This window comes from Citrobacter sp. MGH110, from assembly GCF_001037515.1.
GTDB lineage: Bacteria > Pseudomonadota > Gammaproteobacteria > Enterobacterales > Enterobacteriaceae > Citrobacter > Citrobacter portucalensis.
This window is the reverse complement of sequence record NZ_KQ089830.1, coordinates 2,384,463-2,409,174: the sequence shown is the minus strand read 5'-3', so window position 1 is coordinate 2,409,174 and position 24,712 is coordinate 2,384,463. Positions and strand designations below refer to the sequence as shown.

Sequence of the window (24,712 nt, the reverse complement as noted above, 5' to 3'; positions counted from 1 at the left end):
AAACGAGAGGGGGAAGTGGCCGGATACGGTGTTAACCTCATCCGGCACTTAGGGTCACGCCACGACGTTAATGCTGTGGCCTTCAAAGCTGACGGTCTGTCCGGCAACGATTTTGCAGCGTTTACGCGTTTCAACAACGCCATCGACCTTCACTAACCCTTCGCCAATAGCAATTTTTGCCTGGGCGCCGCTTTCGCTCCAGCCTTCCAGCTTCAGCAAATCGCAGAGTTCAACGTGTGGGTGTTTACCCAGTGAAAATGTGGCCATCTTAAACGTCCTTTACATCATGATATTCAACACACGCCTGCAGCGTGTTTTCGATAAGTGTGGCGACCGTCATTGGGCCTACGCCGCCGGGGACCGGCGTGATATATGACGCTCGTGCGGCCGCATCGTCAAAGACCACATCGCCAACAACCTTACCATTCTCCAGACGGTTGATGCCGACATCAATCACAATCGCACCTTCTTTGATCCACTCACCAGGAATAAAGCCCGGTTTACCGACGGCAACAATCAGCAGGTCAGCATTTTCTACGTGGCGGCGCAGATCTTTGGTGAATCGGTGGGTGACGGTGGTGGTGCACCCAGCCAGCAGTAGCTCCATACTCATTGGGCGACCGACAATATTCGAGGCACCAATGACCACGGCATTCAGACCGTAGGTATCGATGTTGTAACGCTCAAGCAGGGTAACAATACCGCGCGGAGTACATGGGCGCAGGCGCGGCGCGCGCTGGCACAGGCGACCGACGTTATACGGGTGGAAACCGTCAACGTCTTTATCTGGCGCAATACGTTCCAGCACTTTCACGTTGTCGATACCCGCCGGCAACGGCAGTTGTACCAGGATACCGTCGATGGTGGTATCTGCATTGAGCGTATCGATCAGCTCAAGAAGCTCCGCCTCGCTGGTGGTTTCAGGCAGGTCATAGGAGCGGGAGACAAACCCCACTTCGTCACAGGCTTTGCGTTTACTCGCAACATAAATCTGCGAAGCCGGGTTGCTACCTACCAGCACAACAGCCAGGCCTGGGGCGCGTAATCCAGCCGCTAAACGCGCCTGAACTTTTTGAGCAACCTCAGAGCGCACCTGCTGCGCAATCGTTTTACCGTCAATAATCTTTGCTGCCATCAGAGAGAGAATTCCGTCTGTTACGTTAAACCGAAGGGGATGTCACTATTTTGTCAGAAGCGGGGCGTGCTGTCAGTTTTCGTTTGCGTTTTTACGTGCGATAACGGGTGTCATGGTCAGAGAATGGGAGCAGCACAGAGGCTGAAGTCTCCCAGGTAATTAATGAGCATGCGAATTAAAATTAACGTGAATGAAACAATTCATCACCCTGGTGTTATCAGGGGTAATGCGCCATAAACCAGTCTGTTACGTACCTTTATGGAAGCATTTAAGTAATATTCACCCAGATTTTTCTTAGGTCCCAATAAGAATTTGCCAGGGTCAATAAAAGGATTTGCAGGTATTTTTCATTAATTGAAATGTTTAATTTAACCCTGTGACGAATAGTCATATTCGCGAAGATTAATTAGTGAATCAAATACTCAGGAGAGTTGGGGTAAAAGGTTAGCTAATTCTCTTGCGATATATATCTTTACAGGATGCAGAGATAATTAGCCTGACATTTAATGTCGATAATGATTCAAACGGATCCCGCAGGATGCCGGAGCCGGATGTGTGTAATTCAAGGGAAATCCATGAAACGTAAATTAATGACCTCTTCTGTTATTGCCAGCCTGATGTTAGTTGCAGGTGCAGCGGTTGCAGCCGATCCGGTAAGCGTTAGCGGCGGTACTGTGCATTTTGAAGGTGAACTGGTCAATGCAGCCTGTGCAGTCAGTACTCAGTCATCCGATCAGGTTGTCACCTTAGGCCAATATCGTACCGCCAGTTTTACCGCAGTTGGCGATACAACGGCGCAAATTCCGTTCTCCATCGTGCTGAACGACTGTGACCCGAAAGTTGCCGCAACCGCAGCCGTGGCTTTCTCTGGTCAATCCGATATCACCAACAACAACCTGCTGGCTGTCACTTCTGCAGACAACGGTACCACTGCCAGCGGTGTCGGGATTGAAATTCTGGACAATACGTCCACCGCGCTGAAGCCGGATGGAGCCACCTTCTCTACCGCTCAGGCACTGGTAGAAGGGACCAACACCCTGCGTTTCTCTGCGCGTTATAAAGCCACAGCCACCAGCGCTACGCCGGGTCAGGCAAATGCCGACGCAACGTTCATCATGAAGTACGAATAAGCCGTTTTGATTTGTGCAAGGATGCAGTACGCCTCACTGGATGAGGCAATTTCCGGGGATGATGAAGGATGCGGCAGATGATAGGGAAAGGTGTGGCGCTGGCGGGAATGCTGTGCGTACTGCCTGTGTTTGCACATACGGTAATACTGGAAAGTGGCCGCCTTCACTTACGGGGGCAGCTCGTCAATGGTGCCTGTACGGTCGCTACCGACAGCCAAAATTTGCGGGTGCAAATGGGGCAGTATCGCACCAATGCTTTCTCCGGGACGGGAAGCTTTGCCTCTACCAGCGTACCGTTTTCACTGCGCTTAACGTCATGCAGCTCCGATGTTTATGACCACGTTGGGATTGCGTTTGCAGGTGTGACGCCAGCGGAAGATCCGCAGGTTTTTCTTGCCAGTGGCGATGCGTCTGCGGCTTCGGGGATCGGTCTGGCGTTATTTGATGAGCGCCAACGGCAAATTATTCCGAATGCACTGCCGCTTCATTATGCGCCGATTATAACGCAAGAGATGACGTTTCATTTTACTGCTCGTTATCGGGCTGTCTCGGAAAATATAACGCCGGGAACGCTTCGTTCAGACGTGTGGTTTACGTTGGTTTATCCCTGATTTATTTCCCAACGATAATCACACCAAAGGTATTTGTAGCTATGTTTAATTATCTAAAATCAGGTTTTATCCTTTTACTGGTCTTATTTCCTGTTGCCAGTGTTCAGGCTGCCGGAGGCATTGCATTAGGCGCTACCCGCGTTATTTATCCAGCTGATGCCAAACAAACGTCCCTGTCTATTAGCAATAGTGATACCAAAGAACGTTACCTGGTCAATTCATGGATCGAGAATAGCGCAGGCGTTAAAGAAAAATCGTTTGTGGTTACGCCTCCGTTGTTTGTCAGCGAACCCAAAAGCGAAAACACGCTGCGTATCATCTATGCAGGTGTTCCGCTGCCCAAAGATCGTGAGTCGCTGTTCTGGATGAACGTGAAAGCCATTCCGTCAGTCAATAAAAACAGCCTCGAGGGTAAAAACGTTCTGCAACTGGCGATTCTGTCCCGCATCAAGCTTTTTGTCCGTCCGAATAATCTGCCGCAAATTCCGGAAGATGCGCCTGGGATGCTGAAATTCTCCCGAACCGGCAACCACCTGAAAATCAATAATCCGTCAGCGTATTATGTCACCCTGGTCAATCTCAACGTGGGGAACTCGAAGATCGACAACGTGATGGTTGCGCCGAAAAGTGATGCGCAGGTCCTGTTACCAACGGGCGTTCAGGGCAATGTCACGTTCCAGACGGTCAATGATTATGGCGCCGTGACCCCGGCCAAAACGGTTAGCGTGCGTTGAGATAACGATGAATAAGACAACGTATTTTCCTGGCCTGTTACCGGGGGTTACGCCACCGTTGGCGGGGGTGGCGTTGTCCACGCTGGCGGCGCTCTTTCCCTCTTTAAGCCATGGGGAAAGCTATTTTAATCCGGCCTTTTTATCTGCGGATACGGCAACCGTGGCAGATTTGTCACGTTTTGAAAAAGGTAATCATCAGCCTGAAGGCGTTTATCGTGTGGATATCTGGCGCAACGATGAGTTTGTTGCCACTCAGGATATACGTTTTACGACCAGCGCGGGAAAAGCCGGGGAGAAGTCCGGTGGGCTGATGCCGTGTTTTGGACTCGATTGGGTGAAGCGCCTTGGCGTTAATATTGCCGCGTTTCCGGCCCTCAGTAAGGAGCCGAACGATACCTGTATCAATCTACCTGAGGCGATTCCAGGCAGCGAGATTGCATTTGATTTTTCTACCCTGCGCTTAAACGTCAACCTGCCGCAGGCGTCAATGTTAAACAGCGCGCGTGGCTATATTCCGCCAGAGGAGTGGGATGAAGGGATCCCGGCTGCTCTGGTCAACTACAGCTTTACCGGCAGCCGCGGCAGTGACACTGACAGCTATTTCTTAAGTATGCTCAGTGGCCTGAACTATGGCCCCTGGCGCTTGAGAAATAACGGCGCATGGAGCTATTCCAAAGGTGACGGATACCACTCGCAAAGCTGGAAAAACATCGGTACATGGCTTCAGCGCGCGATTATCCCGCTGAAGGGTGAACTGGTGATGGGCGACAGCAACACCGGTAACGACGTTTTTGACAGCGTCGGATTTCGCGGGGCGCGGCTCTATTCCTCAGACAGTATGTATCCCGACAGCTTACAGGGCTACGCGCCTACCGTTCGCGGTATTGCGCGCACCGCAGCGAAACTCACCATCCGTCAGAATGGCTATGTGATTTATCAAAGTTATGTTTCACCGGGTGCTTTCTCGATAACCGATCTCAACCCGACGTCATCCAGCGGTGACCTTGAGGTGACGGTGGACGAAAAGGACGGCAGCCAACAGCGCTATACGGTGCCGTACTCCACGGTTCCCCTGTTACAACGAGAAGGGCGTTTCAAATACGACGTGGTTGCCGGGGATTTTCGCAGCGGCAATAGCCAGCAATCTTCACCGTTCTTTTTCCAGGGAACATTAATTGCCGGGTTACCTGAGGGCTACACCGCATACGGTGGTACACAGTTGGCCTCACGTTACACGGCGGTAGTTTTAGGTACAGGCCGAAACCTGGGAGACTGGGGGGCGGTTTCTGTGGATTTAACCCATGCGCGCAGCCAACTGGCGGATGACAGTACGCATCAGGGGCAGTCTCTGCGTTTTCTGTATGCAAAATCGCTGAACAACTTTGGCACTAACTTCCAACTGTTGGGATATCGCTACTCAACGCGTGGCTTCTATACCCTCGACGATGTCGCGTATCGCAGCATGGAAGGCTATGAGTATGAATACGACAGCGAAGGCAATCGCCACGACGTGCCCGATGTGAAGAGTTATCACAATCTGAGTTACAGCAAAAAGGGCCGCTTCCAGATTAACATTTCGCAGAACCTGGGAGACTACGGATCGCTGTATGTCTCGGGCAGTCAGCAAACGTACTGGAACACCTCAGACACCAATACCTGGTATCAGGTGGGCTATGCCAGCGGCTGGCAGGGGATTAGCTATTCACTCTCCTGGTCGTGGAATGAATCGGTAGGCATCTCCGACACCGACCGTATTCTGGCATTCAATATGTCAGTGCCGTTCAGCCTGCTGAGCGGACGGCGCTACTCGCGTGATAACGCGCTCGATCGCACCTATGCCACCTTTAATGCCAACCGCAACAGCAACGGACAAAACAGCTGGCAGAGCGGGATCGGCGGCACGTTACTGGATGGACGTAACCTGAGCTACAGCGTGAATCAGGGCCACAGCAGCACCAACGGCTACAGCGGAAACGCCAGCGCCAACTGGCAGGCGGCTTATGGCACGCTGGGCGTGGGATACAACTACGATCGCGATCAGCATGACTACAACTGGCAGCTCTCCGGCGGCGTGGTGGGGCATGCGGACGGTATTACGCTCAGTCAGCCGCTGGGGGATACTAACGTGCTGGTTAAAGCGCCTGGCGCGCAGGGTGTACGAATAGAAAACCAGACCGGCGTGCAAACCGACTGGCGTGGATACGCGGTGATGCCGTATGCCACCGTTTATCGCTATAACCGCGTCGCGTTAGATACCAATTCAATGAACAACAATACCGATGTGGAAAATAACGTTAGCAGCGTCGTGCCAACGCAAGGGGCATTGGTGCGAGCGGCGTTTGATACGCGTATCGGTGTGCGGGCGCTGATAACCGCGAAATATGCAGGTAAACCTGTGCCATTTGGCTCCGTTGTGCGTGAAAACAACAGCGGCGTGACCAGTATGGTGGGCGAAGACGGGCAAATCTACCTGAGCGGCTTGCCGCTAAAAGGCGAATTACTGATCCAATGGGGGGAAAGCGCTAACGCTCGCTGCGTGGCGCACTATGCCTTGCCTGAGGAGAGTCTGAAACAGGCGGTGACGCTCACGAATGTGACGTGCGAATCTCCAACGGCACGACAGGAATAATACGATGAAACGACAAACGGGTTTGTTACTGGGATGCGCTTTACTGCTGATGGCCCATTCGTCCTGGGCGACGGTCTGCCAAAACTCGAATGGTACACCAACGGATGTTTTTTACGATCTGTCTAACGTCTTTAACAGCAGCAACAACCAGCCAGGACAGGTGGTGACATTACCGGAAAAATCAGGATGGATTGGCGTTAATGCTACCTGTCCGGCCGGGACGACGGTGAATTACACCTATCGAAGCTACGTTACGGAACTCCCTGTGCAAAGTACAGAAAATGGTTTTCAGTACCTGAAACTCAATGACTACCTGCTGGGAGCCATGAGCATCACCGACAGCTACGCCGGGTTGTTTTATCCTCCGCGCAATTATATCCGTATGGGCGTTGACTCGAACGTTTCGCAGCAGAAGCCTTTTGGCGTACAGGATTCAAACCTGGTGTTTAAACTCAAAGTGATCCGCTCGTTTATTAACATGGTGCCGATCCCTCGGCAGACGATGTTCAGAGTCTACGTTACCACCAGTACCGGAGATGCGTTAAGCACACCGGTTTACACCATCAGTTACAGCGGCAAGGTGGAGGTTCCACAAAACTGCGAGGTGAATGCCGGGCAGATTGTCGAGTTTGATTTTGGTGATATTGGTGCATCGTTGTTTAGCAAGGCGGGGGCAGGAAACCGGCCCGAAGGCATTAATCCGCAGACCAAAACGGTGGCGATAAAATGCACCAACGTCGCTGCACAGGCATACTTAACCATGCGTGTAGAGGCCGAGAAAGCCAGCGGGCAAATGATGGTATCGGACAATCCTGACTTAGGATTTATTGTCGCCGACAAAACCGGTAGACCGCTGACGCCCAATAATCTGTCCAGCACTATCCCGTTTCAATTGGATGATAACGCCGCTGCAAGCGTGGGTATTCGGTCATGGCCGGTCAGCGTGACGGGGAATAAACCTACCGAAGGGCCTTTTACTGCCCGTGGCTATCTGCGAGTAGATTATGACTAACAAGCAAACGCCAACTGTATGGGCACTTCTGGTGATGCTGCCCATACTGACATTCAGCTCGTTGTGCCATGCGTCCTCGTCGCTGGGTGAAATCAATATTGAACTGCGCGGAAACGTGGTGGACTTTACCTGTGCGGTGATTGCCAGTGACAGCAATAAGTCGGTTGAATTGGGCACCTGGCCGACAAAACAGTTACAGACCAGCGGGGATACTACCCAACCAGTCGCGTTTACGCTGAAGCTGGAAGGCTGCCCGCCGGGCTCCGCATCGATAACGTTTTCTGGTACTCCGGCCCCCGGCACGACGTTGCTGGCGCTCGACGATGTGGTGATGGCGCAAAAGGTGGCGATCGAACTGCATGACAGCGACCGTACGCGATTACCGCTCGAGCAGGCCAGCCAAACCGTAGGGATTGATGAAAGCGGCAATGCCACGCTGACCTTTTTCGCCAACTATATCGCGTTAGCAGGTGGGGTTCAGCCTGGCCTCGCCAGGGCCGATGCCACATTTATGATTAACTATAACTAATCAATGCGCGGATAAAACGCTCCCGAACGAAGTCTCGCCGGGAGTGCAATTACATTAATTCATGCATTTTTGCGTAATCGATCAGCTCAACGATAGTATGTAAGCCGAGTTTGGCGTAGATGTTAGCTTTGTGAGCACTAATCGTTTTATTGCTGAGTAACAGCTGCTCAGCAATTTCCTTATTAGAGAGCCCATTTGCCAGATAACGCAAAACCGTAACTTCGCGATTAGAGAGCGGCATGTCATTCAATACACCTTTTTTCATATTTATATTGTTAATGAAGTTAAGGGTGTCTGAAGGGAAAAAAGAATATCCCGATAAAATCATTTTTACCGCATTGTAGATATCATTTAAATCCTTTCGTTTACTGACGAAACCATTTGCGCCGGCCCGGATAGCACGCCCGGCATAAAAAGACTCCGATTTGGAGGAGAGAAACAGCACCCGAGTATTCTCCTGCAGAGACTTTATTCTCTTGAGTAATGTAAATCCATCTGAACCAGGTAGTTCAATATCCAGAATGACAAGATCGACAGGGTAAGTGCGCAGGTGCTCTATTGCCGTACGGCTGTCATCGGTCTTCAACACAACCTGGATATTACTGTTTTTTTCAAGTAGTACTTCTATCGACATTCTGACAATAGGGTGTTCGTCCATAATGATAACGGATGCTGGTTTCATTGTTGTATGCCTCAAACTGTATGCGTATCTTGATAATTTTATAAAACATCAGGCGTTATAATATTGTCAAATAGCCAAGGGTTGTTCTGAGGGAGAGTCGAATAAATATTATTTCATCCTTGTTTATTCGGTTGCTCTTCTACAGAACAATGAATTTGTGGAAAATCCATTTCACACTGGGAAAACTAACAATTAATCAGAAAACTATGGGGATTATACCTGCTCTGTTCTTTCGGAAAAGGCTTACAACATTCAGGTTGTTAATGTCAGTTAGGATGTTCTAAAAGATCCAGATGTGTTAATGACTATTGGCATTATTTTACTGCTGTTTGAATTATGGCAGACTGAAAAAAATTTTTAAATGGTAAAAACAATACAATAAACTAATTGTTTAGGATTTGTTAAGGTGGTAATGACGCTATTTGTGCTGATATGCACAGAACCAGTATGGTTTACTGGGGGGGTGGAAGTTAGCATAATACCAGGAATAGTTGTAAATATTAAATAGTTGTGAAATTTAGATCTTTTATCTCATATAAAAATAAGTAATTTCCTAAAAAATCTTATGGCACATAGGGTTAGGGTGTTAAATTAAATGAGCAGAGGTAACGCTGAGGCGATGTATCAGGTGCAAAAAACGCTGCCGGTTTGCTAAGCCCAGACGCGCAATCAGCTGGTTCAAGCGATAGATGATACGGTGGTAGGGGCGAGCTTGTAACAAAGCAATCTCTTTTAAGGAGTTACCTTGTAAGAGTAATTCCACCATCTCCCAATCGAGCTGGTTTATGTGCCTGGAGTGAATATAGTTAAGGACTGGCGACAATAAAGCGCGGCGCATCTCCGGGAGGCGCAGGCTACGTGACAAGATATAAAATGGACCGGACAGAGAAATAAAAGGGATTAGGTCTTCATCGTGGCGGGAAAGCAATATGAAGATTTGGATGTTATTCCGCGGTTTAATTAGCTGGCGCAGATACTCCAGAACATCAAAATAAGAGATTGTTAAACCTTCCATATCAACCACTAACTGACTAATTACCGACGATCGCAGGCTGACTTTGGCCGATTCAATGGTCTGGAAGATTGCGGTACGTGCTCCTGAAAATAAATGTCGACCCAGCGCATAGGCCAGATAGTAATCTGTCGTAATAATCGCCTGAGATATAGTGTCACTCGGTAATGTGTATTCGAGTTTTTGCGTCAGATACTCAAGTTGGTCAAATACCTGTGATGTGTAGTGAGGATATTGCCAGGTACAGTTAGTGTTTCGTATACGGCGATGTCGATCCCGGCGTTTTGCGCTGTGCATCCTTTTCCATTCCATTTCTGTTGCGGCAGGTCTGGATAAATTGCCGACTATAAACATCCCTGACCCAAATTTTCTCCAGCGTAAAGGCGAGTTTCCTTGTGCTGTTGGGTTTCAATGCTTCAGCAATCATCAGACTGGCAATTGCGTATCCCATCAGAATAATCTGCCGGAAGTTTTCTGATGTCTTACTCAATGCCCAAAAAGTCGTTTTATCCAGTTCAACCTCTCTATGGGATTAGATAAAATATTACCGGGTGTGTCTTTCTGTTACCCCGGAAATAGTAAGCCAGGATTATTCTGGCAGCATGGAGATAGGTACAGTAGGTGCCGATACTTAATTGGTGATGAGATTTTTCTCAATAAAAAATCAGGCAGAGAGATGCCACCTAATTTTGTAGAAAGTTCAGATGCGCCCGGATGTATCTTAAGAATTGCTGATCGTTTTTCACATGCAGCTTTTTCATAATGCTGCGACGGGTGGCTTTGGCCTGAATTTCGCTTACCGAGAGCAAGTGAGCTGTTTCGGCTAAGGTATAGCCGCTGGCGAGAAACATTAAGAACTGACGTTCTTCGATAGAAAAGTTACGAGTGGTGCAGTAATGACAGATAGTTGCGGGCACGTTGTTGCGCAGCGCACGTTTTTGCAGGATGAGGACTAATTTTTTAGTCATTTCCTCAACGTCATCTTCCCGATAGATCAGTGGCAACATGTACAGGCAGGGCCGGAACATCAGCTTATCTTTATCGTTTCTGTTACAGATGACAACCCGGTGTTGGCGGCGGGTATGGACCGGAATCTGATAGCAATCGGCGCTGAGCCAATCTTCATCCAGGGAAATAAACGCGATGTCAGCGCGATCGATATCCTCGACAGGCAAAAAGCAAATCTCCTGATGCCACTGGTTTGCCAAATGGGAGATGATAATTTTTAGTCCATGTTCGAAGTGACTGTTTTCTTCCTTGATGGCGATACTTAACATTAAAGAGTTCCTGAACCGCTGGAGGGGTAAGGGAATGTTAAGCAAAATCATAAATATTCTAAATACATGTATCCCTAAATCTGGCGTTTCGTGGGCTGAGTTGTTACCAGGCGATTTCCTGGATACCCTTGAACCAGCAGAAAAAATCAACATTCGTTCACTTCGCCAGCAACTGAAACAAAAGGCATTGACTCAGCAGGCGCTGACCGTATAATTCACGCGTTTCATCTGCATGAAGTAATCACTTCGCAATGCGCCCTTAGCTCAGTTGGATAGAGCAACGGCCTTCTAAGCCGTAGGTCGTAGGTTCGAATCCTACAGGGCGTACCATTCAAAATCAGTCCCTATGCTCAGCTTCAACGTACCGTTACGCGCGGGACGGTTTTTCTTTTTCCAGCCAACGTTCTACCTCATAAAGACTTTGTTGGATCTCCTCTCTGAGTGAAAAATCACCCAACGGCTGCTGTTCAAGTGCTGCACACATCGTGCTGGCTGAGCGCATTCCCATGCTGGCGCAGCTGCTTTTTAGCTGATGCGTCAGACGTTTTATTCGCTCGTCGTCATGTGCTGCGCGGGCAGCGTCAATCTCATCTAATACAGGAAGAGTGTGTTGCTTAAAGAGCGCTAACCATTCGCGCACCTTTTGCCATCCCATAACCTGGATATCTCCAGACAACTGATGAAAATCTAACCGTTTGTTGTCATTTTCTGATGCAAGCGGGAGAGTCGCACTACCGTGCAGATAATGCGTAATAAGTCGACTGAGTTCATCCCGGGGGACTGGTTTTTGAATAATGCCGAGGAACAGGGTGCTGGTTCTTTGGCTTAGCGTTTCGTCGATGACGTGCGCGCTAAAGCCGATCAGGTTAAGTGCCGGATAGTCGTGGGCTAACTGCTGTGCCAGCGTGATCCCGTCGATATCAGGAAGATCGAAATCAACCAGAGCAGCATTGTAGTGTGTATCTTCCTGCAATATTTTTAGCGCCTCAGCGGCGCTGCTGGCAGCAGTAACCTGTGCGCCATTGAGGATGAGCATTTCAGTACTGATACGTTGTGTAAGAGGATTATCCTCGATAAGCAATAAGCGTAAGCCCTGTAACGATATGGAGCGTTGTGCGGGTTTCATGATGGGCATCGTGGTTGCCCGCAATGGCAGACGCAGCTGGAAACAACTCCCGACGCCGGGTGTGCTGGTGACGCTCAGCTCTCCCTGCATTGCCTGAGCGAGACTGGCGCTGATGGTTAGTCCGAGTCCGGTTCCACCTCGTTTACTGCTTACCTGAACAAACGGCTGAAAAATATCGTGCTGGCGGGCAGGGTCAATACCACATCCCGTATCTTCAACCTCGATGTACCAGTTTTTGCCCTCACATCGGCTACGCAGGATGATGTGTCCCCGATCGGTAAAGCGTAGTGCGTTGTTTAATAAATTAGTAATGATTTGCCGGATGCGGCGCGGATCGCCACGCAGGGAAGCGGGAACGTCATCGGCAAAATCCGCAACCAGCACGACAGGGCGACCAGCAACACGGCTGTTCATGAGTTGAAGCGTACTTTCCAGCAAGGGTTTGGGTTCAAAAGGCTCATCGCCTATCGCCACATTTTTTCCACCGGCTTCGATGGCGGAATAGTCCAGGATATCGTTGAGGATGGTCAGCAAAGACTCGCCCGAGTCGGTGATTGCGCGTAGATTTTCCCGATGCTGTGCCAGGGCGGGATTATCTGAGAGCAACTGCGCAGTGCCGAGGATACCATACAGCGGGGTGCGTATTTCATGGCTCATGGCGGCAAGAAACGCCGATTTTGCCTGGTTAGCTTTTTCAGCTTCTGCACGGGCCTGTCGGTGTTCAGATACCATAGAACGCAGCTCGGCGGTGCGAGCTTTGACCTGTGCAGCCAGATGTTCGCGATGGCTATTGAGGGCGTGAACACTGCCGCGAAAGGCATCCATCAACCGCCCGATGGTATCCAGTTCACGAACGCCTGCGGTTTCCGGGAATGGGGAGTCAATATCCCCCTCAAGCAGACGCTGTAACGCCTGGGTTTGCTGTGCCAGTGGTCGAGTGACTGAGCGATAAACCACACGCCAAAGTATAAGAATCAGCAAACATAATGACACGCCACCTAACAGCAGCAGCAAGTGTTGCCCGCGCTGGCTGGTCTGTTTGAGATGCGCCAGTCCACTTTGATTACGCTGGCCGATGGTTTCCACCAACTGGCTGACTTCGCTACTGAAACGGGTAAATTGCTCGATATTATTCTGCGATAAGATCTGTAATTGGGTCGTGATGTCATTATCCTGGCGATACAGGGACAGCAGCTCAACATAACGGCTAATCGTATTGACGGTGTTGGCCACCTGAGTGCGTACCACGGGATCTTCAATACGTATTTGTCGGCGCTGAAGTACTCTGACGGCGGCATTCAACTGGTTTTCCAGCGCAGCGAGGTTATTCTGCGCCTGGTTATTCCCCAGGTTCATGACCATTTGCTGCACGCGTAGCGCACTCAGGCGCAGTTCATTCATCTGGTTATAATATTCCAGATCGATATCGATGAGCCTGTCCAGCGCGTGTTCAGCGGCCTGCCCCTGATGGCTCTCAATCAAATCGTAAATGCTGGCCTGTGTCGCACCCGCCGACGTGGCGGCATTACTGGCCTGACCGCGTGCCATTTCGGCAACGTCAGCAGTGGCCTCAATAATTTGCTGGCTGAGTTGTTGCTGTTGAGCGCGTAATTTCAGGCGTTCGCCAACCATCTCCCCCTGATGGCTTAACGACCGGGCGATTTCTTTCTCCTGCTGTTCAATGGCAGAAGTATCAAAGCCCTGCTCACGAAGGGTTTTGAGTAATGTGGTTATTTTCAGACTCTGGGCGGTTAACATTCTCCCCTGAGCCAGCCACATATTTTCATTGTCTGCGGTGGTCAGATTTTGTGCGGAAAACAGTTCCCAGGCGCTGGCTTCGCTGAGCTGGCGCGCCATATCCATGGTTGGAATTAGCGCCTGGGTATTGGCCTGCTCAACCTGGCTGACAAAACGCAGGTTATACCAGCCTGTCAGCGTACTGATGAGAGTCAGTGCCGCCATCAGCGCAAAGCCTATCCACAGTCGTTTGGTCAGAGATAAATTCACTGTCTGGTCGCCACAGATTAAAAAGGTTGAGTCCAAAAGAGGAAAGCAACTAGGATAAAGCCTTATCAATGTTGAGGCTATCATGCGCGTATTGGTTTTCCTGTTAATCACGCTTTTTCCCGGTTTGAGTCATGCGGCTGGGGCCGCATTGCTGCGATGGCAGGATACGCAGCAGGCAGTCCCGGAGGTGCAATCGGACGTTACTGCAAACAAAGTCTGGAAACTGTGCGCGCTGTATCCCAGCCTGAAAGACTCCTATTGGCTTTCCGTGAATTACGGCATGCTTGAGGCGGCGAGAAAATACGGAGTAAGTCTGAAGGTGTTAGAGGCGGGAGGGTATCGTCAGTTCTCCACGCAAAAAACACAAATCGCCCAGTGCCAGCAATGGGGAGCAGATGCCATATTGCTGGGTAGCAGCACGACGACCTTCCCGGATCTTTCCGCGCAGGTAGGCGCGTTGCCGGTCATTGAGGTAGTGAATGCGATAGACGATCCGACGGTGAAAGCACGGGTCGGTGTTCCGTGGTTCCAGATGGGGTATCAGCCGGGCCGCTATCTGGTCAAGTGGAGCGGCGGCAAACCGTTAAAGGTTCTGCTATTGCCAGGACCTGATGACGCCGGAGGCAGCCGCGAAATGGTGGCAGGATTCCGTCAGGCGATTGCCGGTAGTCAGGTGCACATCGTGGATGTGGCGTTGGGGGATAATGATATTGAAGTTCAGCGCAACCTGTTGCAGGAGATGCTTGAGCGTCACCCGGATGTCGATGTGGTTGCCGGTACGGCAATTGCTGCGGAAGCGGCGATGGGAGAGAAGCGGAATCCGGGGACGCCGCTAACCGTGGTCTCTTTTTACCTGTCGCATCAGGTGTATCGCGGACTTAAACGCGAAAGAATCATTATGGCTGCCAGCGATCAGATGGTCTGGCAAGGTGAACTGGCGATTCAACAGGCGATCAGGGTGCTACAAGGGCAACCGGTACCGGAAAATATCAGTCCGCCGATCCTGGTGCTCACCCCGAAAAATGCCGACAGCCAGCATGTTCAACGCTCGCTGTCTCCTGGCGGGTTCCGTCCGGTTTATCTGTATCAGTACACGTCGGCCGCTAAAAAATAACCTTCGCCGTGCTGTGTCACCAGTAAATCAGCCCGTAGCTTGTGGCGCAAACGGCGGATCAGTACATCTACGGTGCGTAAGTCTGGATTGTCTACCCGTCGTGCCGAAAGCATACGCAGTAAACGTTCGCGGCTGAGAATTTCCCCCGGATTGGTGACAAAGGCGACCAGCATTTCATACTCGGCGCGGGTGAGTTTGATCGTCTCATCGCCCAGCTCCAGGGTATGCCGGGAGACATTCAGGCAGTATCCGGCAAACTGATAGCAGTTATCTTTAGTCTCCGGCTGTGCCTGGCGGGCAAGATCGATACGCCAGAGCAAATTTTTAACCCGAACCACCAGTTCACGTAGCTCCAGTGGCTTGGTGACATAATCATCAGCGCCCATTTCCAGGCCAACGATCCGGTCAATTTGATCGCTACGACCTGTCACCAGAATGATCCCCACCGTTGAGCGTTCGCGCAGGGCGCGGGTCAGCATTAAGCCATTTTCGTCCGGGAGGTTGATATCCAACAGAATGAGATCGACAGGATATTGTGACATTATTTCACGCAGACCAGCTCCGCTGGCAGTGACAGAGACATGATAACCTTCCTGTTCAAAATATGCCTGTAACCTCGCCTGGGTAACGGGTTCATCTTCAACAATGACAATGTGATGCGGCATCCTGATGGTGTTCTCTTTCTGTTCATATCTGTTCACATTGTGCCGTAAGCCATTCATCCTGACCAGTGTTGCTGTTCACATTTGAGAAATAAGATCCTCTGTAACTAAACCATAAGATTACAGGGGCTATTATGCGGAAACTATGGAGGGCGCTGCTCAGACCGAGCGCACGTTGGTCAGTGTTGGCGCTGGTCGTTATCGGGATTGTGGTCGGTATTGCGCTGATCGTCTTGCCGCACGTTGGTATTAAATTAACGAGTTCTACCGAGTTTTGCGTGAGCTGCCACAGTATGCAGCCGGTTTACGAAGAATATAAACAGTCTGCGCATTTTCAGAATGCCTCCGGGGTGCGCGCAGAATGTCATGACTGCCACATTCCATCCGATATTCCAGGCATGGTGAAACGTAAGCTGGAGGCCAGCAACGATATTTACCAAACCTTTGTTGCCCACTCTATTGATACTCCAGAGAAATTCGAAGCCAAACGCGCAGAGCTGGCGGAGCGCGAATGGGCGCGAATGAAGGAGAACAACTCCGCGACCTGTCGTTCTTGTCATGACTATGATGCGATGGACCACGCGAAACAACATCCCGAAGCTGCGCGCCAGATGAAGATTGCGGCCAAGGACAACCAATCCTGTATCGACTGCCATAAAGGTATTGCGCACCAGCTTCCCGATATGAGCAGTGGTTTCCGCAAGCAGTTTGATGAGTTACGCGCCAGGGCGAACGACGATGGCGAGACGCTCTACTCTCTGGACATCAAACCTATTTATGCCGCCAAAGGTGATAAAGAACCTGCAGGTTCACTGCTGCCCGCTTCTGAAGTGAAAGTGTTAAAGCGTGACGGTGACTGGCTGCAAATTGAAATTGTGGGCTGGACCGAGAGTAATGGGCGTCAGCGCGTGTTGGCGCAACTGCCGGGCAAGCGCATTTTTGTGGCTTCCATTCGTGGCGACATCCAGCAGCACGTGAAGACGCTGGAGCAAACCACCGTTGCGGAAACGAATACGCCATGGAGTAAATTGCAGGCCACTGCCTGGATGCAGAAGGGCGATATGGTCAACGATATCAAACCTATCTGGGCTTATGCCGACTCGCTCTATAACGGAACCTGTAACCAATGCCACGGTGCACCAGAGAAAGAACACTTTGATGCTAACGGTTGGATTGGCACGTTGAACGGCATGATTGGATTTACCAGTCTGGATAAACGCGAAGAACGTACCTTGCTGAAATATTTGCAGATGAATGCCTCTGACACTACGGATAAGCCGCATGGCGATAAGGGAGAAAGCAATGAAAAATAACGATCTCTTTCAGGCATCGCGCCGACGTTTTTTGCTGCAACTGGGCGGCTTGACCGTAGCTGGTATGTTAGGGCCTTCGCTGCTCACGCCGCGTAGCGCTAATGCCGCAGAGGTGCAGGGGGCAGGCGTCAAAGAGGGGATTCTGACCGGTTCTCACTGGGGGGCGATTCGTGCCACCGTGGTTGACGGTCGTTTCATTGAGGCCAGGCCGTTCGAGCGCGATAAATACCCGTCAAAAATGATTGCCGGACTCCCGGATCACGTACATGGTGGAGCGCGTATTCGCTACCCGATGGTCCGCGTGGACTGGTTGCGTAAACGCCATCAGAGCGATACCTCGCAACGTGGAGATAACCGCTTTGTGCGCGTTTCGTGGGATGAAGCGCTGGATTTCTTCTATCAGGAGCTGGAGCGCATTCAGAAGACTTATGGTCCGAGCGCGCTGCTAACGGCCAGCGGCTGGCAATCGACCGGGATGTTCCACAATGCTTCCGGGATGCTGGCGCGTGCCATTGCGCTGCATGGCAACAGCGTGAGTACGGGGGGCGACTATTCCACCGGTGCCGCTCAGGTCATTCTGCCGCGCGTGGTGGGTTCAATGGAGGTATATGAACAGCAGACCTCCTGGCCACTGGTACTCGAAAACAGCAAAACCATTGTGCTGTGGGGTTCTGACCTCATCAAAAACCAGCAGGCGAACTGGTGGTGCCCGGATCATGATGTCTACGAATACTACGAGCAACTGAAGGATAAAGTGGCGCGGGGCGAGATTTCGGTCATCAGCGTTGACCCGGTCGTCACCTCGACTCATGACTACCTTGGCCGCGACAAGGTTAAGCACATCGCCGTAAACCCGCAGGCTGATGTGCCACTACAGCTGGCGCTGGCACACACGCTGTATACCGAGAAGCTCTACGATAAGCATTTCCTCGAGAACTACTGCGTTGGGTTTGAGCAATTTCTGCCTTATCTGCTGGGAGAAAGTGACGGACAGCCTAAAGATGCTCAGTGGGCGGAAAAAATCTGCGGGATTGATGCTGAGACAATCCGTGAACTGGCGCGGCAGATGGCGGGGGGCAGAACGCAAATTATTGCTGGCTGGTGCGTGCAGCGTATGCAGCACGGGGAACAGTGGGCGTGGATGATCGTGGTGCTGGCCTCAATGCTCGGGCAAATTGGCTTACCCGGCGGGGGATTTGGCTTTGGCTGGCACTACAACGGCGCGGGCACCCCAGGGCGTAAAGGCGTTATCCTGAGCGGATTTTCTGGTTCCACCACCGTTCCACCGGTACATGACAGCACCGATTATAAGGGCTACAGCAGTACCATCCCGATCGCGCGTTTTATCGATGCGATTCTGGAGCCGGGCAAGAGCATCAACTGGAACGGTAAAACCGTCAAGCTGCCACCGTTGAAGATGTGCGTTTTTGCCGGGACCAACCCTTTCCATCGTCACCAGCAGATCAACCGTATTATTGAGGGCTGGCGCAAGCTGGAAACCGTTATCGCCATCGACAATCAGTGGACTTCGACCTGTCGATTCGCCGATATCGTATTACCGGCGACGACCCAGTTTGAACGTAACGATCTCGACCAATATGGCAACCACTCCAACCGCGGCATTATCGCTATGAAGCAGCTGGTGCAGCCACAGTTTGAAGCGCGTAATGATTTCGATATTTTCCGCGATCTTTGCCGCCGCTTTAACCGTGAAGAAGCGTTCACAGAAGGGTTGGATGAGATGGGCTGGTTGAAGCGCATCTGGCAGGAAGGAAGCCAGCAAGGGAAGGGACGCGGTGTTCATCTTCCGGCTTTCGACGTTTTCTGGAATCAGCAAGAGTACGTTGAATTCGAACATCCGCAGATGTTTGTCCGTCATCAGGCCTTCCGCGAAGATCCCGACCTTGAGCCTCTGGGGACGCCGAGCGGTTTGATCGAGATCTATTCGAAAACTATTGCCGATATGCAATATGACGATTGTCAGGGGCATCCAATGTGGTTTGAGAAAATCGAACGTTCACACGGTGGGCCCGGATCGCAGCGTTGGCCGCTGCATCTGCAATCCGTCCACCCGGATTTCCGTCTGCATTCACAGCTCTGCGAGTCCGAAGCGCTGCGTAAGCATTACGCGGTAGGTGGCAAAGAGCCGGTGTTTATTAACCCGCAGGATGCCAGCGCCAGGGGGATCCGCAACGGCGATATAGTTCGTGTATTTAATGCGCGTGGACAAGTGCTGGCCGGCGCGGTTGTCTCCGATCTCTACTCGCCGGGCGTGGCGCGCATCCATGAAGGTGCCTGGTACGATCCTGATAACGGTGGAGAAAGCGGAGCGCTGTGTAAATACGGTAATCCGAACGTGTTAACCCTAGATATCGGCACGTCTCAGCTGGCGCAGGCGACCAGTGCGCATACTACGCTGGTGGAAATTGAGAAATATACCGGTAAGGTGGATAACGTGACGGCGTTCAGCGGCCCGATAAAAATGGTGGCGCAGTGCGAATATGTCCCGGCACAGAAGGTGACGTCATGATGAAACACACCTCCCTGACGACAGAACAGATGGCCTGTGTTTATGCATGGTTGGCGCAAATGTTTTCCCGGGAGCGTGACGGTGAGGGATTAGCGCAATTGCAGTCCAGCGAAATGACGGAGTGGTTCACCGTACTCAAAGGTGAACCGTCGCTTGAGGCGGATGTTCTTTTGCTGGAAGCGAAAATTGCCGCGCTCAAGGTACGTGAAGACGCTACCCTGGAACTGGCGGCTGATTTTTGCAGCCTGTTCCTGATGTCGGATAAACACGCCGCGTTACCCTATGCGTCGGCTCATCTTGAAGAAGGTCCAAACTACGGGGTCATTAAACAACTGTTATCTGATGCGGGCATGCAGGTAAGCGATACGTTTAGCGAATCAGCCGATCATCTGGCGATTTTTATCGAACTGCTGAGCCATCTGCATTTTTCTCTTGGTGAGCCAGGGGTTAGCCGTCAGCGTATTGATGCGTTGCGCAGAGAAACGCTGGCGGGGCTGTTACGCTGGTTACCTGAGTTCACCGCTAAATGCCGCCGATATGATGACTTTGGTTTCTACGCTGCGCTGAGCCAGCTGCTACTGGCATTTGTCTGGCTGGATCATCAGAACTGAGTGATAGCCTGAGCCACAGAAAAACGGGAGCATATTCGCTCCCGTTTTAACCCTATCACCGCACAACCAGCACCGGGCATTTCGCGTGGCGGACTACGGCTGCCGCCGTTGAACCCAGTAAATAAGTGCTAAACCCCGGTTTGTGTGAGGCGATGACGATAAGCTCGGCGTCAACCGCCTCCGCCAGCTTGAGGATCTGATCCTTCGGCGGGCCGTAAACGACGTGGGTCTGAGTCCTGCCGGCAGGAATATTGAACTGCTTAATAATTTCTTCGAGTTTTTCGCTGGCCTTGGCCTGCAGACCACTTCTGTCCGGAAATTCGGTAGAGTAGGCCAGTCCCAGCGAGGCATAGAACGGAACGGTAGGAATAACGGCTAAAAAGTGGACCTTCGCGGTTTTAGCATGCGCCTGGACCTGCGGCACAACATGACGAGTGAGATCGGCTTCAGAGATATCAATGGGCACCAGAATTGAGCGATACATATTCACTACCTCCTGTTTGTTTTACCTCTACCCTGAGTGTAGCGAAAGTTGTTTCTGTATAATAAGTGACCAAATCAAGGATGTGTGCATCAGTGCGTGTCATTAAGCAGTATGTACTGTAAACCTATCTTGAATGTATTTCTGAGCAAAACCAAAAGAGATGTCCCCTCGTTAATGCTTGCCATCTCGAAATAGAAAAGGGTGCTTTTTTATATTTTTCATTGTATATTTAATTATATAACGATGGCCGTTAAGGGGGTAATTTCAACAGCGTTATGAATTCCGTAATTTTTTATTCTGACATCATCTTACTTTACAGATGTATAAACTTGGTAAGTGGTTTAAAAATCTGTTTTTAAAGAAAAAACAATAATTACATTTCGTTCTCACTAATTATGCGAGCCTCTTCAAACTTACCCATTTGCTGATTCTCATTTCTCTCCGCGCTTGATGAATATCAATAAATAGCTGCTTTAGGATATTTATTGTCTACCTCTAAAAGGGTATTCGTCTGATGGAATTAAAAGATGAGAAAAATAAATAAAACTATCCTATGGACGATGCTGCTGTGCATTGTTCTTGGTGCAGTTATTGTTTTGGCGGGGCAATGGACATTACATAAAACCTCGAGTACAGAATTCTGTTTGTCTTGCCATACGATGCAGGCGCCCTACGAAGAATATACAGGCTCGGTTCACTTCCAGAATCAGAAAGGCATTCGCGCAGAGTGCGCGGACTGTCATATCCCGGAGGGCGGTTTGGATTTTCTGGTGGCTAAGCTGCGGGCCTCAAAAGATGTTTATCATCAGTTCATAACCAAAAAAATCGATACCCCGGAAAAATTTGAAGAACACCGTCTGGAGATGGCGCAAACCGTTTGGGCACAGCTCAAGGCTAATGATTCTGCGACCTGCCGTAGCTGCCACAGTATGGACGCCATGGATCTTGCCGCACAAAGCGCGGATGCTCAGAAGATGCACAAAATGGGCATCGCGGAAAAGCAAACCTGTATTGATTGCCATAAAGGCGTCGCCCATTTCCCACCTGAAATAAAAATGGATGACAGCGCGCTTAAAGGGCTTGAAGCGCAGTCAGCCTCCACCCCAGCTTCAGCAACTGAACTTTATGCTGTAAGCAACACCGCGTTGGGCGATCTGGGAACCGTTTACCCGGCAACTAAAATGCAGGTCCTGAAAACAACGGACAACGCGCGACTGGTCGAGATTCGCGGTAGCCAGATGCAAGGAAGTGAACAGGTTATTTACTACGCAGCAGGGCAGCGTTTGATTCTTGCCAGCCTGAGTGAAAAAGGTCAACAGTCGCTGAAGATCCTCTCCGACTGGAAAAAAGATGACTACGGCAATGCGTGGCGAGATGTCGTGCTACAGGGGGAATGGAGCGGTTCCGCTCTCGCCAGCCGCGAACCAATGTGGGATTACGCGCGCAAACTCGACAATGTGTACTGCGCAGGCTGTCATGCGCCAATTCCGGCGAATCATTTCACGCTCAACGCCTGGCCTTCAGTAGCCAAAGGGATGGGCGCTCGCACCAATATCAGTGAAACCGAACTGGATATCCTGAGCCGTTACTTCCAGTACAACGCTAAAGACATGAATAAATAAGCGATCAATCAGGAGAAATCATGAAACTCACAAGACGTGACTTTATTAAGACGGCTGGCGCGGCAACCGGGACAATGGCGATTTCTTCGGTGATCCCAATGCCAGCCTGGGCCGAAGGCCAGAATGGCGGAGCAATCCTGACGGCAGCACGTTGGGGTGCGGTATACGTGGAAGTAAAAGACGGAAAAGTGGTTTCCTCAAAAGGTGCGTTGCCGAAAACGGTGCCGAACTCATTACAGCAAACCGCGCCAGATCAGGTTCATACCAATATCCGCGTTAAGTATCCGATGGTGCGCAAAAGCTATCTGGAAAATCCGGGTAAAGCGGATGGCAAACGCGGTAACGATCCCTTCGTGCGGGTCAGTTGGGAGCAAGCGCTGAAGCTCATTCATGAACAGCACAGCCGGATCCGCAGCAGCTATGGTCCCGCTTCGATATTTGCCGGTTCTTATGGCTGGCGATCCAGCGGCGTTCTGCATAAGGCGCAAACCTTACTGCAACGTTATATGAGCATGGCCGGTGGCTACGCTGGGCATACCGGAGATTATTCAACCGGTGCCGCGCAGGTGATCATGCCTTATGTTGTGGGATCGGTTGAGGTTTATGAGCAGCAAACCACCTGGCCGATGGTGCTTGAGCACAGTCAGGTCGTGGTGCTGTGGGGGATGAATCCGCTCAACACCCTTAAGATTGCCTGGAGCAGCACGGATGAACAAGGGATCGAATACTTTAATCTGCTGAAGAAATCAGGGAAAAGCGTCATCGCCATCGATCCGATGCGTTCTGAAACCATCGAGTTCTTTGGTGATAATGCGACCTGGATTGCGCCACATATGGGGACCGATGTGGCAATGATGTTAGGGATCGCCCATACGCTGGTGAAGAAAAACCTTCACGACAAAGCCTTCCTGGAAAAATACACCACCGGATATCCGCAGTTTGAAGAGTACCTGCTCGGCAAGAGCGATAAAGTAGAGAAAACCGCCGAATGGGCATCTGGCGTGTGTGGCGTGCCTGCTGAGCAACTGGAAAAGCTGGCGGAAATTTTCTCCAGCAACAAAACCATGCTCATGGCAGGTTGGGGGATTCAGCGCCAGCAATACGGTGAGCAAAAACACTGGATGCTGGTGACTCTGGCGGCGATGCTGGGGCAAATTGGTACCGAAGGCGGCGGCTTCGGGTTCTCTTATCACTATTCCAACGGCGGTAACCCAACGCGCATCGGTGGGGTTTTACCGGCGATCTCCGCCAAAATTGAGGGTGGGTCATCGGCAGGTAATGACTGGGCGGTTTCCGATGCGGTGACCAGCCTGCCGGTAGCGCGAATTGTCGAAGCGCTGGAAAACCCAGGCGGCAAATATCAACATAACGGTAAAGAGCAAACCTTCCCGGATATCAAAATGATCTGGTGGGCGGGCGGCGCTAACTTTACCCATCATCAGGATACCAACCGCTTAATCAAAGCCTGGCAGAAGCCTGAACTGGTTGTCATCTCTGAATGCTACTGGACCGCTGCGGCCAAACACGCCGATATCGTTCTGCCAATCACCACCTCGTTTGAGCGTAACGATCTGACCATGACCGGTGATTACAGTAACCAGCATCTGGTACCGATGAAGCAGGTCATTGAGCCGCAGTTTGAAGCGCGTAGTGATTTTGACGTATTTGCCGATCTGGCTGAGATGCTCAAGCCGGGGGGGAAAGCTGTCTACACCGAAGGTAAAGACGAAATGGCGTGGCTGAAGCAGTTCTATGACGTCGCGCAAAAAGCCGCCCGCGCCCAGCGTGTTGCCATGCCTCAGTTCAACGCGTTCTGGCAGCAGAATAAGCTGATCGAAATGCGTGAGAATGAAAAGAATAACAAATATGTGCGCTACGCGGATTTCCGCAGCGATCCGGTGATGAACGCACTCGGAACGCCGAGCGGCAAGATAGAAATCTACTCGAAAACTATTGAAGGCTATCAGTATAAAGACTGTCCGCCGCATGCGTCCTGGATTGAACCGGATGAATGGAAAGGAACTGCGGATAAAGATCAGCTGCAGCTACTGACGGCGCACCCGGCACATCGTCTGCATAGCCAGCTGAACTACGCGTCGCTACGTAAAGAGTACGCGATTGCCAATCGTGAACCGGTGACGATTCATCCGGATGACGCAAAAGCCAGAGGGATTGCCGAGGGCGATCTGGTCCGCGTATGGAATGCTCGTGGACAGGTTCTGGTTGGGGCGCACGTCAGCGACGGCATTAAACCGGGTATCATCTGTATTCATGAAGGCGCATGGCCGGATATTGAAAACGGTATCTGTAAAAATGGCGGCGCGAACGTGCTGACGGCGGATATCCCGACTTCAAGACTGGCGAATGGTTGTGCCGGGAATACCAGCCTGGTATACGCAGAAAAATACACCGGTGAAGCGCCAAAACTCACCGTCTTTGATGAGCCAGCAATTGTCACCATGTAATGATGACTGATAAACGGGGGCCGTAAG

At 51.0% G+C, this 24,712-nt stretch carries 21 protein-coding genes and 1 tRNA gene; 14 read left to right on the top strand and 8 right to left on the bottom strand.

What is annotated here, in order from left to right:
• Positions 1-54: 54 nt before the first annotated feature.
• Together ybcJ and folD are read right to left on the bottom strand one after the other, a co-directional pair.
• Positions 55-267 (bottom strand): ribosome-associated protein YbcJ, encoded by a 213-nt coding sequence (ybcJ, locus tag SK38_RS11480; RefSeq protein WP_003831111.1) that lies wholly within the window; start codon positions 265-267, stop codon positions 55-57.
• A 1-nt stretch (position 268) separates the two neighbouring features.
• The gene (gene folD / locus SK38_RS11475; protein WP_003831112.1) at positions 269-1,135 is read right to left on the bottom strand and encodes a bifunctional methylenetetrahydrofolate dehydrogenase/methenyltetrahydrofolate cyclohydrolase FolD; all 867 of its coding nucleotides are present in this window, start codon (positions 1,133-1,135) and stop codon (positions 269-271) included.
• 575 nt (positions 1,136-1,710) lie between these two features.
• Between folD and fimA the strand changes: the two genes are divergently transcribed.
• The 6 genes from fimA (at position 1,711) to sfmF (ending at position 7,780) form a co-directional block, all read left to right on the top strand.
• A complete protein-coding gene (fimA, locus tag SK38_RS11470; RefSeq protein ID WP_032934356.1) occupies positions 1,711-2,265 on the top strand; it encodes a type 1 fimbrial major subunit FimA in 555 nt (184 codons plus the stop codon).
• Positions 2,266-2,342: 77 nt separating this feature from the next.
• Positions 2,343-2,876 (top strand): type 1 fimbrial protein subunit FimI, encoded by a 534-nt coding sequence (fimI, locus tag SK38_RS11465; protein ID WP_032942585.1) that lies wholly within the window; start codon positions 2,343-2,345, stop codon positions 2,874-2,876.
• A 41-nt stretch (positions 2,877-2,917) separates the two neighbouring features.
• Positions 2,918-3,610, top strand: a complete 693-nt coding sequence (fimC, locus tag SK38_RS11460) for a type 1 fimbria chaperone FimC (protein ID WP_048235943.1) — start codon at positions 2,918-2,920, stop codon at positions 3,608-3,610.
• A 7-nt stretch (positions 3,611-3,617) separates the two neighbouring features.
• Positions 3,618-6,239 carry a fimbrial biogenesis usher protein gene (locus tag SK38_RS11455; RefSeq protein WP_048235942.1) on the top strand — a complete coding sequence of 874 codons (2,622 nt, stop codon included), beginning with the start codon at positions 3,618-3,620 and terminating at the stop codon, positions 6,237-6,239.
• A gap of 4 nt (positions 6,240-6,243) precedes the next feature.
• Positions 6,244-7,251 carry a type 1 fimbria D-mannose specific adhesin FimH gene (gene fimH, locus SK38_RS11450; protein ID WP_048235941.1) on the top strand — a complete coding sequence of 336 codons (1,008 nt, stop codon included), beginning with the start codon at positions 6,244-6,246 and terminating at the stop codon, positions 7,249-7,251.
• Between the two features lie 34 nt (positions 7,252-7,285).
• A complete protein-coding gene (gene sfmF, locus SK38_RS11445; protein WP_153753994.1) occupies positions 7,286-7,780 on the top strand; it encodes a fimbria assembly protein in 495 nt (164 codons plus the stop codon).
• 49 nt (positions 7,781-7,829) lie between these two features.
• On the opposite strand, the gene fimZ is transcribed toward sfmF, so the two are convergent.
• The 3 genes from fimZ to fimW all read right to left on the bottom strand — a co-directional run bounded on the left by fimZ (position 7,830) and on the right by fimW (position 10,751).
• Entirely contained in the window at positions 7,830-8,462 is a 633-nt protein-coding gene (fimZ, locus tag SK38_RS11440; protein ID WP_003831119.1) for a fimbria biosynthesis transcriptional regulator FimZ, read from the bottom strand.
• Between the two features lie 586 nt (positions 8,463-9,048).
• The gene (gene fimY / locus SK38_RS11435; protein WP_048235939.1) at positions 9,049-9,771 is read right to left on the bottom strand and encodes a fimbria biosynthesis regulator FimY; all 723 of its coding nucleotides are present in this window, start codon (positions 9,769-9,771) and stop codon (positions 9,049-9,051) included.
• 386 nt (positions 9,772-10,157) lie between these two features.
• Positions 10,158-10,751 (bottom strand): fimbria biosynthesis transcriptional regulator FimW, encoded by a 594-nt coding sequence (fimW, locus tag SK38_RS11430; protein WP_008784010.1) that lies wholly within the window; start codon positions 10,749-10,751, stop codon positions 10,158-10,160.
• A 34-nt stretch (positions 10,752-10,785) separates the two neighbouring features.
• Here fimW and SK38_RS11425 point away from each other — a divergent pair, with 34 nt between their 5' ends.
• Together SK38_RS11425 and SK38_RS11420 are read left to right on the top strand one after the other, a co-directional pair.
• On the top strand, positions 10,786-10,965 hold the full coding sequence (locus SK38_RS11425) for a hypothetical protein (protein ID WP_048235938.1): 180 nt from the start codon (positions 10,786-10,788) through the stop codon (positions 10,963-10,965).
• A 39-nt stretch (positions 10,966-11,004) separates the two neighbouring features.
• Positions 11,005-11,081: transfer RNA gene (locus SK38_RS11420), tRNA-Arg, on the top strand.
• A 37-nt stretch (positions 11,082-11,118) separates the two neighbouring features.
• On the opposite strand, the gene torS is transcribed toward SK38_RS11420, so the two are convergent.
• Positions 11,119-13,884: a TMAO reductase system sensor histidine kinase/response regulator TorS gene (torS, locus tag SK38_RS11415; protein ID WP_075553049.1), complete on the bottom strand. Its 2,766-nt coding sequence runs from the start codon at positions 13,882-13,884 to the stop codon at positions 11,119-11,121.
• Between the two features lie 82 nt (positions 13,885-13,966).
• On the opposite strand from torS, the gene torT reads away from it, so the two are divergent.
• Entirely contained in the window at positions 13,967-14,998 is a 1,032-nt protein-coding gene (gene torT / locus SK38_RS11410) for a TMAO reductase system periplasmic protein TorT (protein WP_048235937.1), read from the top strand.
• Here torT and torR read toward each other — a convergent pair.
• Positions 14,971-15,663 carry a two-component system response regulator TorR gene (torR, locus tag SK38_RS11405; protein WP_003831125.1) on the bottom strand — a complete coding sequence of 231 codons (693 nt, stop codon included), beginning with the start codon at positions 15,661-15,663 and terminating at the stop codon, positions 14,971-14,973. The genes torT and torR overlap by 28 nt on opposite strands.
• Before the next feature lie 131 nt (positions 15,664-15,794).
• Between torR and torC the strand changes: the two genes are divergently transcribed.
• The 3 genes from torC to torD are packed head-to-tail and all read left to right on the top strand — an operon-like array spanning position 15,795 to position 20,114.
• Complete coding sequence (gene torC, locus SK38_RS11400) at positions 15,795-16,973, top strand: pentaheme c-type cytochrome TorC (RefSeq protein WP_003831126.1); 1,179 nt, start codon at positions 15,795-15,797, stop codon at positions 16,971-16,973.
• Positions 16,963-19,503 (top strand): trimethylamine-N-oxide reductase TorA, encoded by a 2,541-nt coding sequence (gene torA / locus SK38_RS11395; RefSeq protein WP_048235936.1) that lies wholly within the window; start codon positions 16,963-16,965, stop codon positions 19,501-19,503. Before torC ends, torA begins: the two co-directional genes overlap by 11 nt.
• Positions 19,500-20,114, top strand: coding sequence for a molecular chaperone TorD (gene torD / locus SK38_RS11390; protein WP_048235935.1), 615 nt, complete (start codon positions 19,500-19,502; stop codon positions 20,112-20,114). The genes torA and torD overlap by 4 nt, the downstream gene beginning before the upstream one ends.
• Positions 20,115-20,169: 55 nt before the next feature.
• Here the strand turns inward: torD and uspF are convergent, their stop codons facing one another.
• On the bottom strand, positions 20,170-20,598 hold the full coding sequence (uspF, locus tag SK38_RS11385; RefSeq protein ID WP_003831130.1) for a universal stress protein UspF: 429 nt from the start codon (positions 20,596-20,598) through the stop codon (positions 20,170-20,172).
• A gap of 527 nt (positions 20,599-21,125) precedes the next feature.
• Here uspF and SK38_RS11380 point away from each other — a divergent pair.
• Both SK38_RS11380 and SK38_RS11375 read left to right on the top strand, forming a co-directional pair.
• A complete protein-coding gene (locus SK38_RS11380; RefSeq protein ID WP_048235934.1) occupies positions 21,126-22,220 on the top strand; it encodes a NapC/NirT family cytochrome c in 1,095 nt (364 codons plus the stop codon).
• Between the two features lie 20 nt (positions 22,221-22,240).
• Positions 22,241-24,685: a trimethylamine-N-oxide reductase 2 gene (locus tag SK38_RS11375; protein ID WP_032942601.1), complete on the top strand. Its 2,445-nt coding sequence runs from the start codon at positions 22,241-22,243 to the stop codon at positions 24,683-24,685.
• Positions 24,686-24,712 lie beyond the last annotated feature (27 nt).

What these genes read in the sequence shown, in the direction of transcription:
- ybcJ (WP_003831111.1), bottom strand. Translation starts at nt 267, where the DNA reads ATGGCCACATTTTCACTGGGTAAACACCCACACGTTGAACTCTGCGAT.
- folD (WP_003831112.1), bottom strand. Translation starts at nt 1,135, where the DNA reads ATGGCAGCAAAGATTATTGACGGTAAAACGATTGCGCAGCAGGTGCGC.
- fimA (WP_032934356.1), top strand. Translation starts at nt 1,711, where the DNA reads ATGAAACGTAAATTAATGACCTCTTCTGTTATTGCCAGCCTGATGTTA.
- fimI (WP_032942585.1), top strand. Translation starts at nt 2,343, where the DNA reads ATGATAGGGAAAGGTGTGGCGCTGGCGGGAATGCTGTGCGTACTGCCT.
- fimC (WP_048235943.1), top strand. Translation starts at nt 2,918, where the DNA reads ATGTTTAATTATCTAAAATCAGGTTTTATCCTTTTACTGGTCTTATTT.
- SK38_RS11455 (WP_048235942.1), top strand. Translation starts at nt 3,618, where the DNA reads ATGAATAAGACAACGTATTTTCCTGGCCTGTTACCGGGGGTTACGCCA.
- fimH (WP_048235941.1), top strand. Translation starts at nt 6,244, where the DNA reads ATGAAACGACAAACGGGTTTGTTACTGGGATGCGCTTTACTGCTGATG.
- sfmF (WP_153753994.1), top strand. Translation starts at nt 7,286, where the DNA reads ATGCTGCCCATACTGACATTCAGCTCGTTGTGCCATGCGTCCTCGTCG.
- fimZ (WP_003831119.1), bottom strand. Translation starts at nt 8,462, where the DNA reads ATGAAACCAGCATCCGTTATCATTATGGACGAACACCCTATTGTCAGA.
- fimY (WP_048235939.1), bottom strand. Translation starts at nt 9,771, where the DNA reads ATGCACAGCGCAAAACGCCGGGATCGACATCGCCGTATACGAAACACT.
- fimW (WP_008784010.1), bottom strand. Translation starts at nt 10,751, where the DNA reads ATGTTAAGTATCGCCATCAAGGAAGAAAACAGTCACTTCGAACATGGA.
- SK38_RS11425 (WP_048235938.1), top strand. Translation starts at nt 10,786, where the DNA reads ATGTTAAGCAAAATCATAAATATTCTAAATACATGTATCCCTAAATCT.
- torT (WP_048235937.1), top strand. Translation starts at nt 13,967, where the DNA reads ATGCGCGTATTGGTTTTCCTGTTAATCACGCTTTTTCCCGGTTTGAGT.
- torR (WP_003831125.1), bottom strand. Translation starts at nt 15,663, where the DNA reads ATGCCGCATCACATTGTCATTGTTGAAGATGAACCCGTTACCCAGGCG.
- torC (WP_003831126.1), top strand. Translation starts at nt 15,795, where the DNA reads ATGCGGAAACTATGGAGGGCGCTGCTCAGACCGAGCGCACGTTGGTCA.
- torA (WP_048235936.1), top strand. Translation starts at nt 16,963, where the DNA reads ATGAAAAATAACGATCTCTTTCAGGCATCGCGCCGACGTTTTTTGCTG.
- torD (WP_048235935.1), top strand. Translation starts at nt 19,500, where the DNA reads ATGATGAAACACACCTCCCTGACGACAGAACAGATGGCCTGTGTTTAT.
- uspF (WP_003831130.1), bottom strand. Translation starts at nt 20,598, where the DNA reads ATGTATCGCTCAATTCTGGTGCCCATTGATATCTCTGAAGCCGATCTC.
- SK38_RS11380 (WP_048235934.1), top strand. Translation starts at nt 21,126, where the DNA reads ATGAGAAAAATAAATAAAACTATCCTATGGACGATGCTGCTGTGCATT.
- SK38_RS11375 (WP_032942601.1), top strand. Translation starts at nt 22,241, where the DNA reads ATGAAACTCACAAGACGTGACTTTATTAAGACGGCTGGCGCGGCAACC.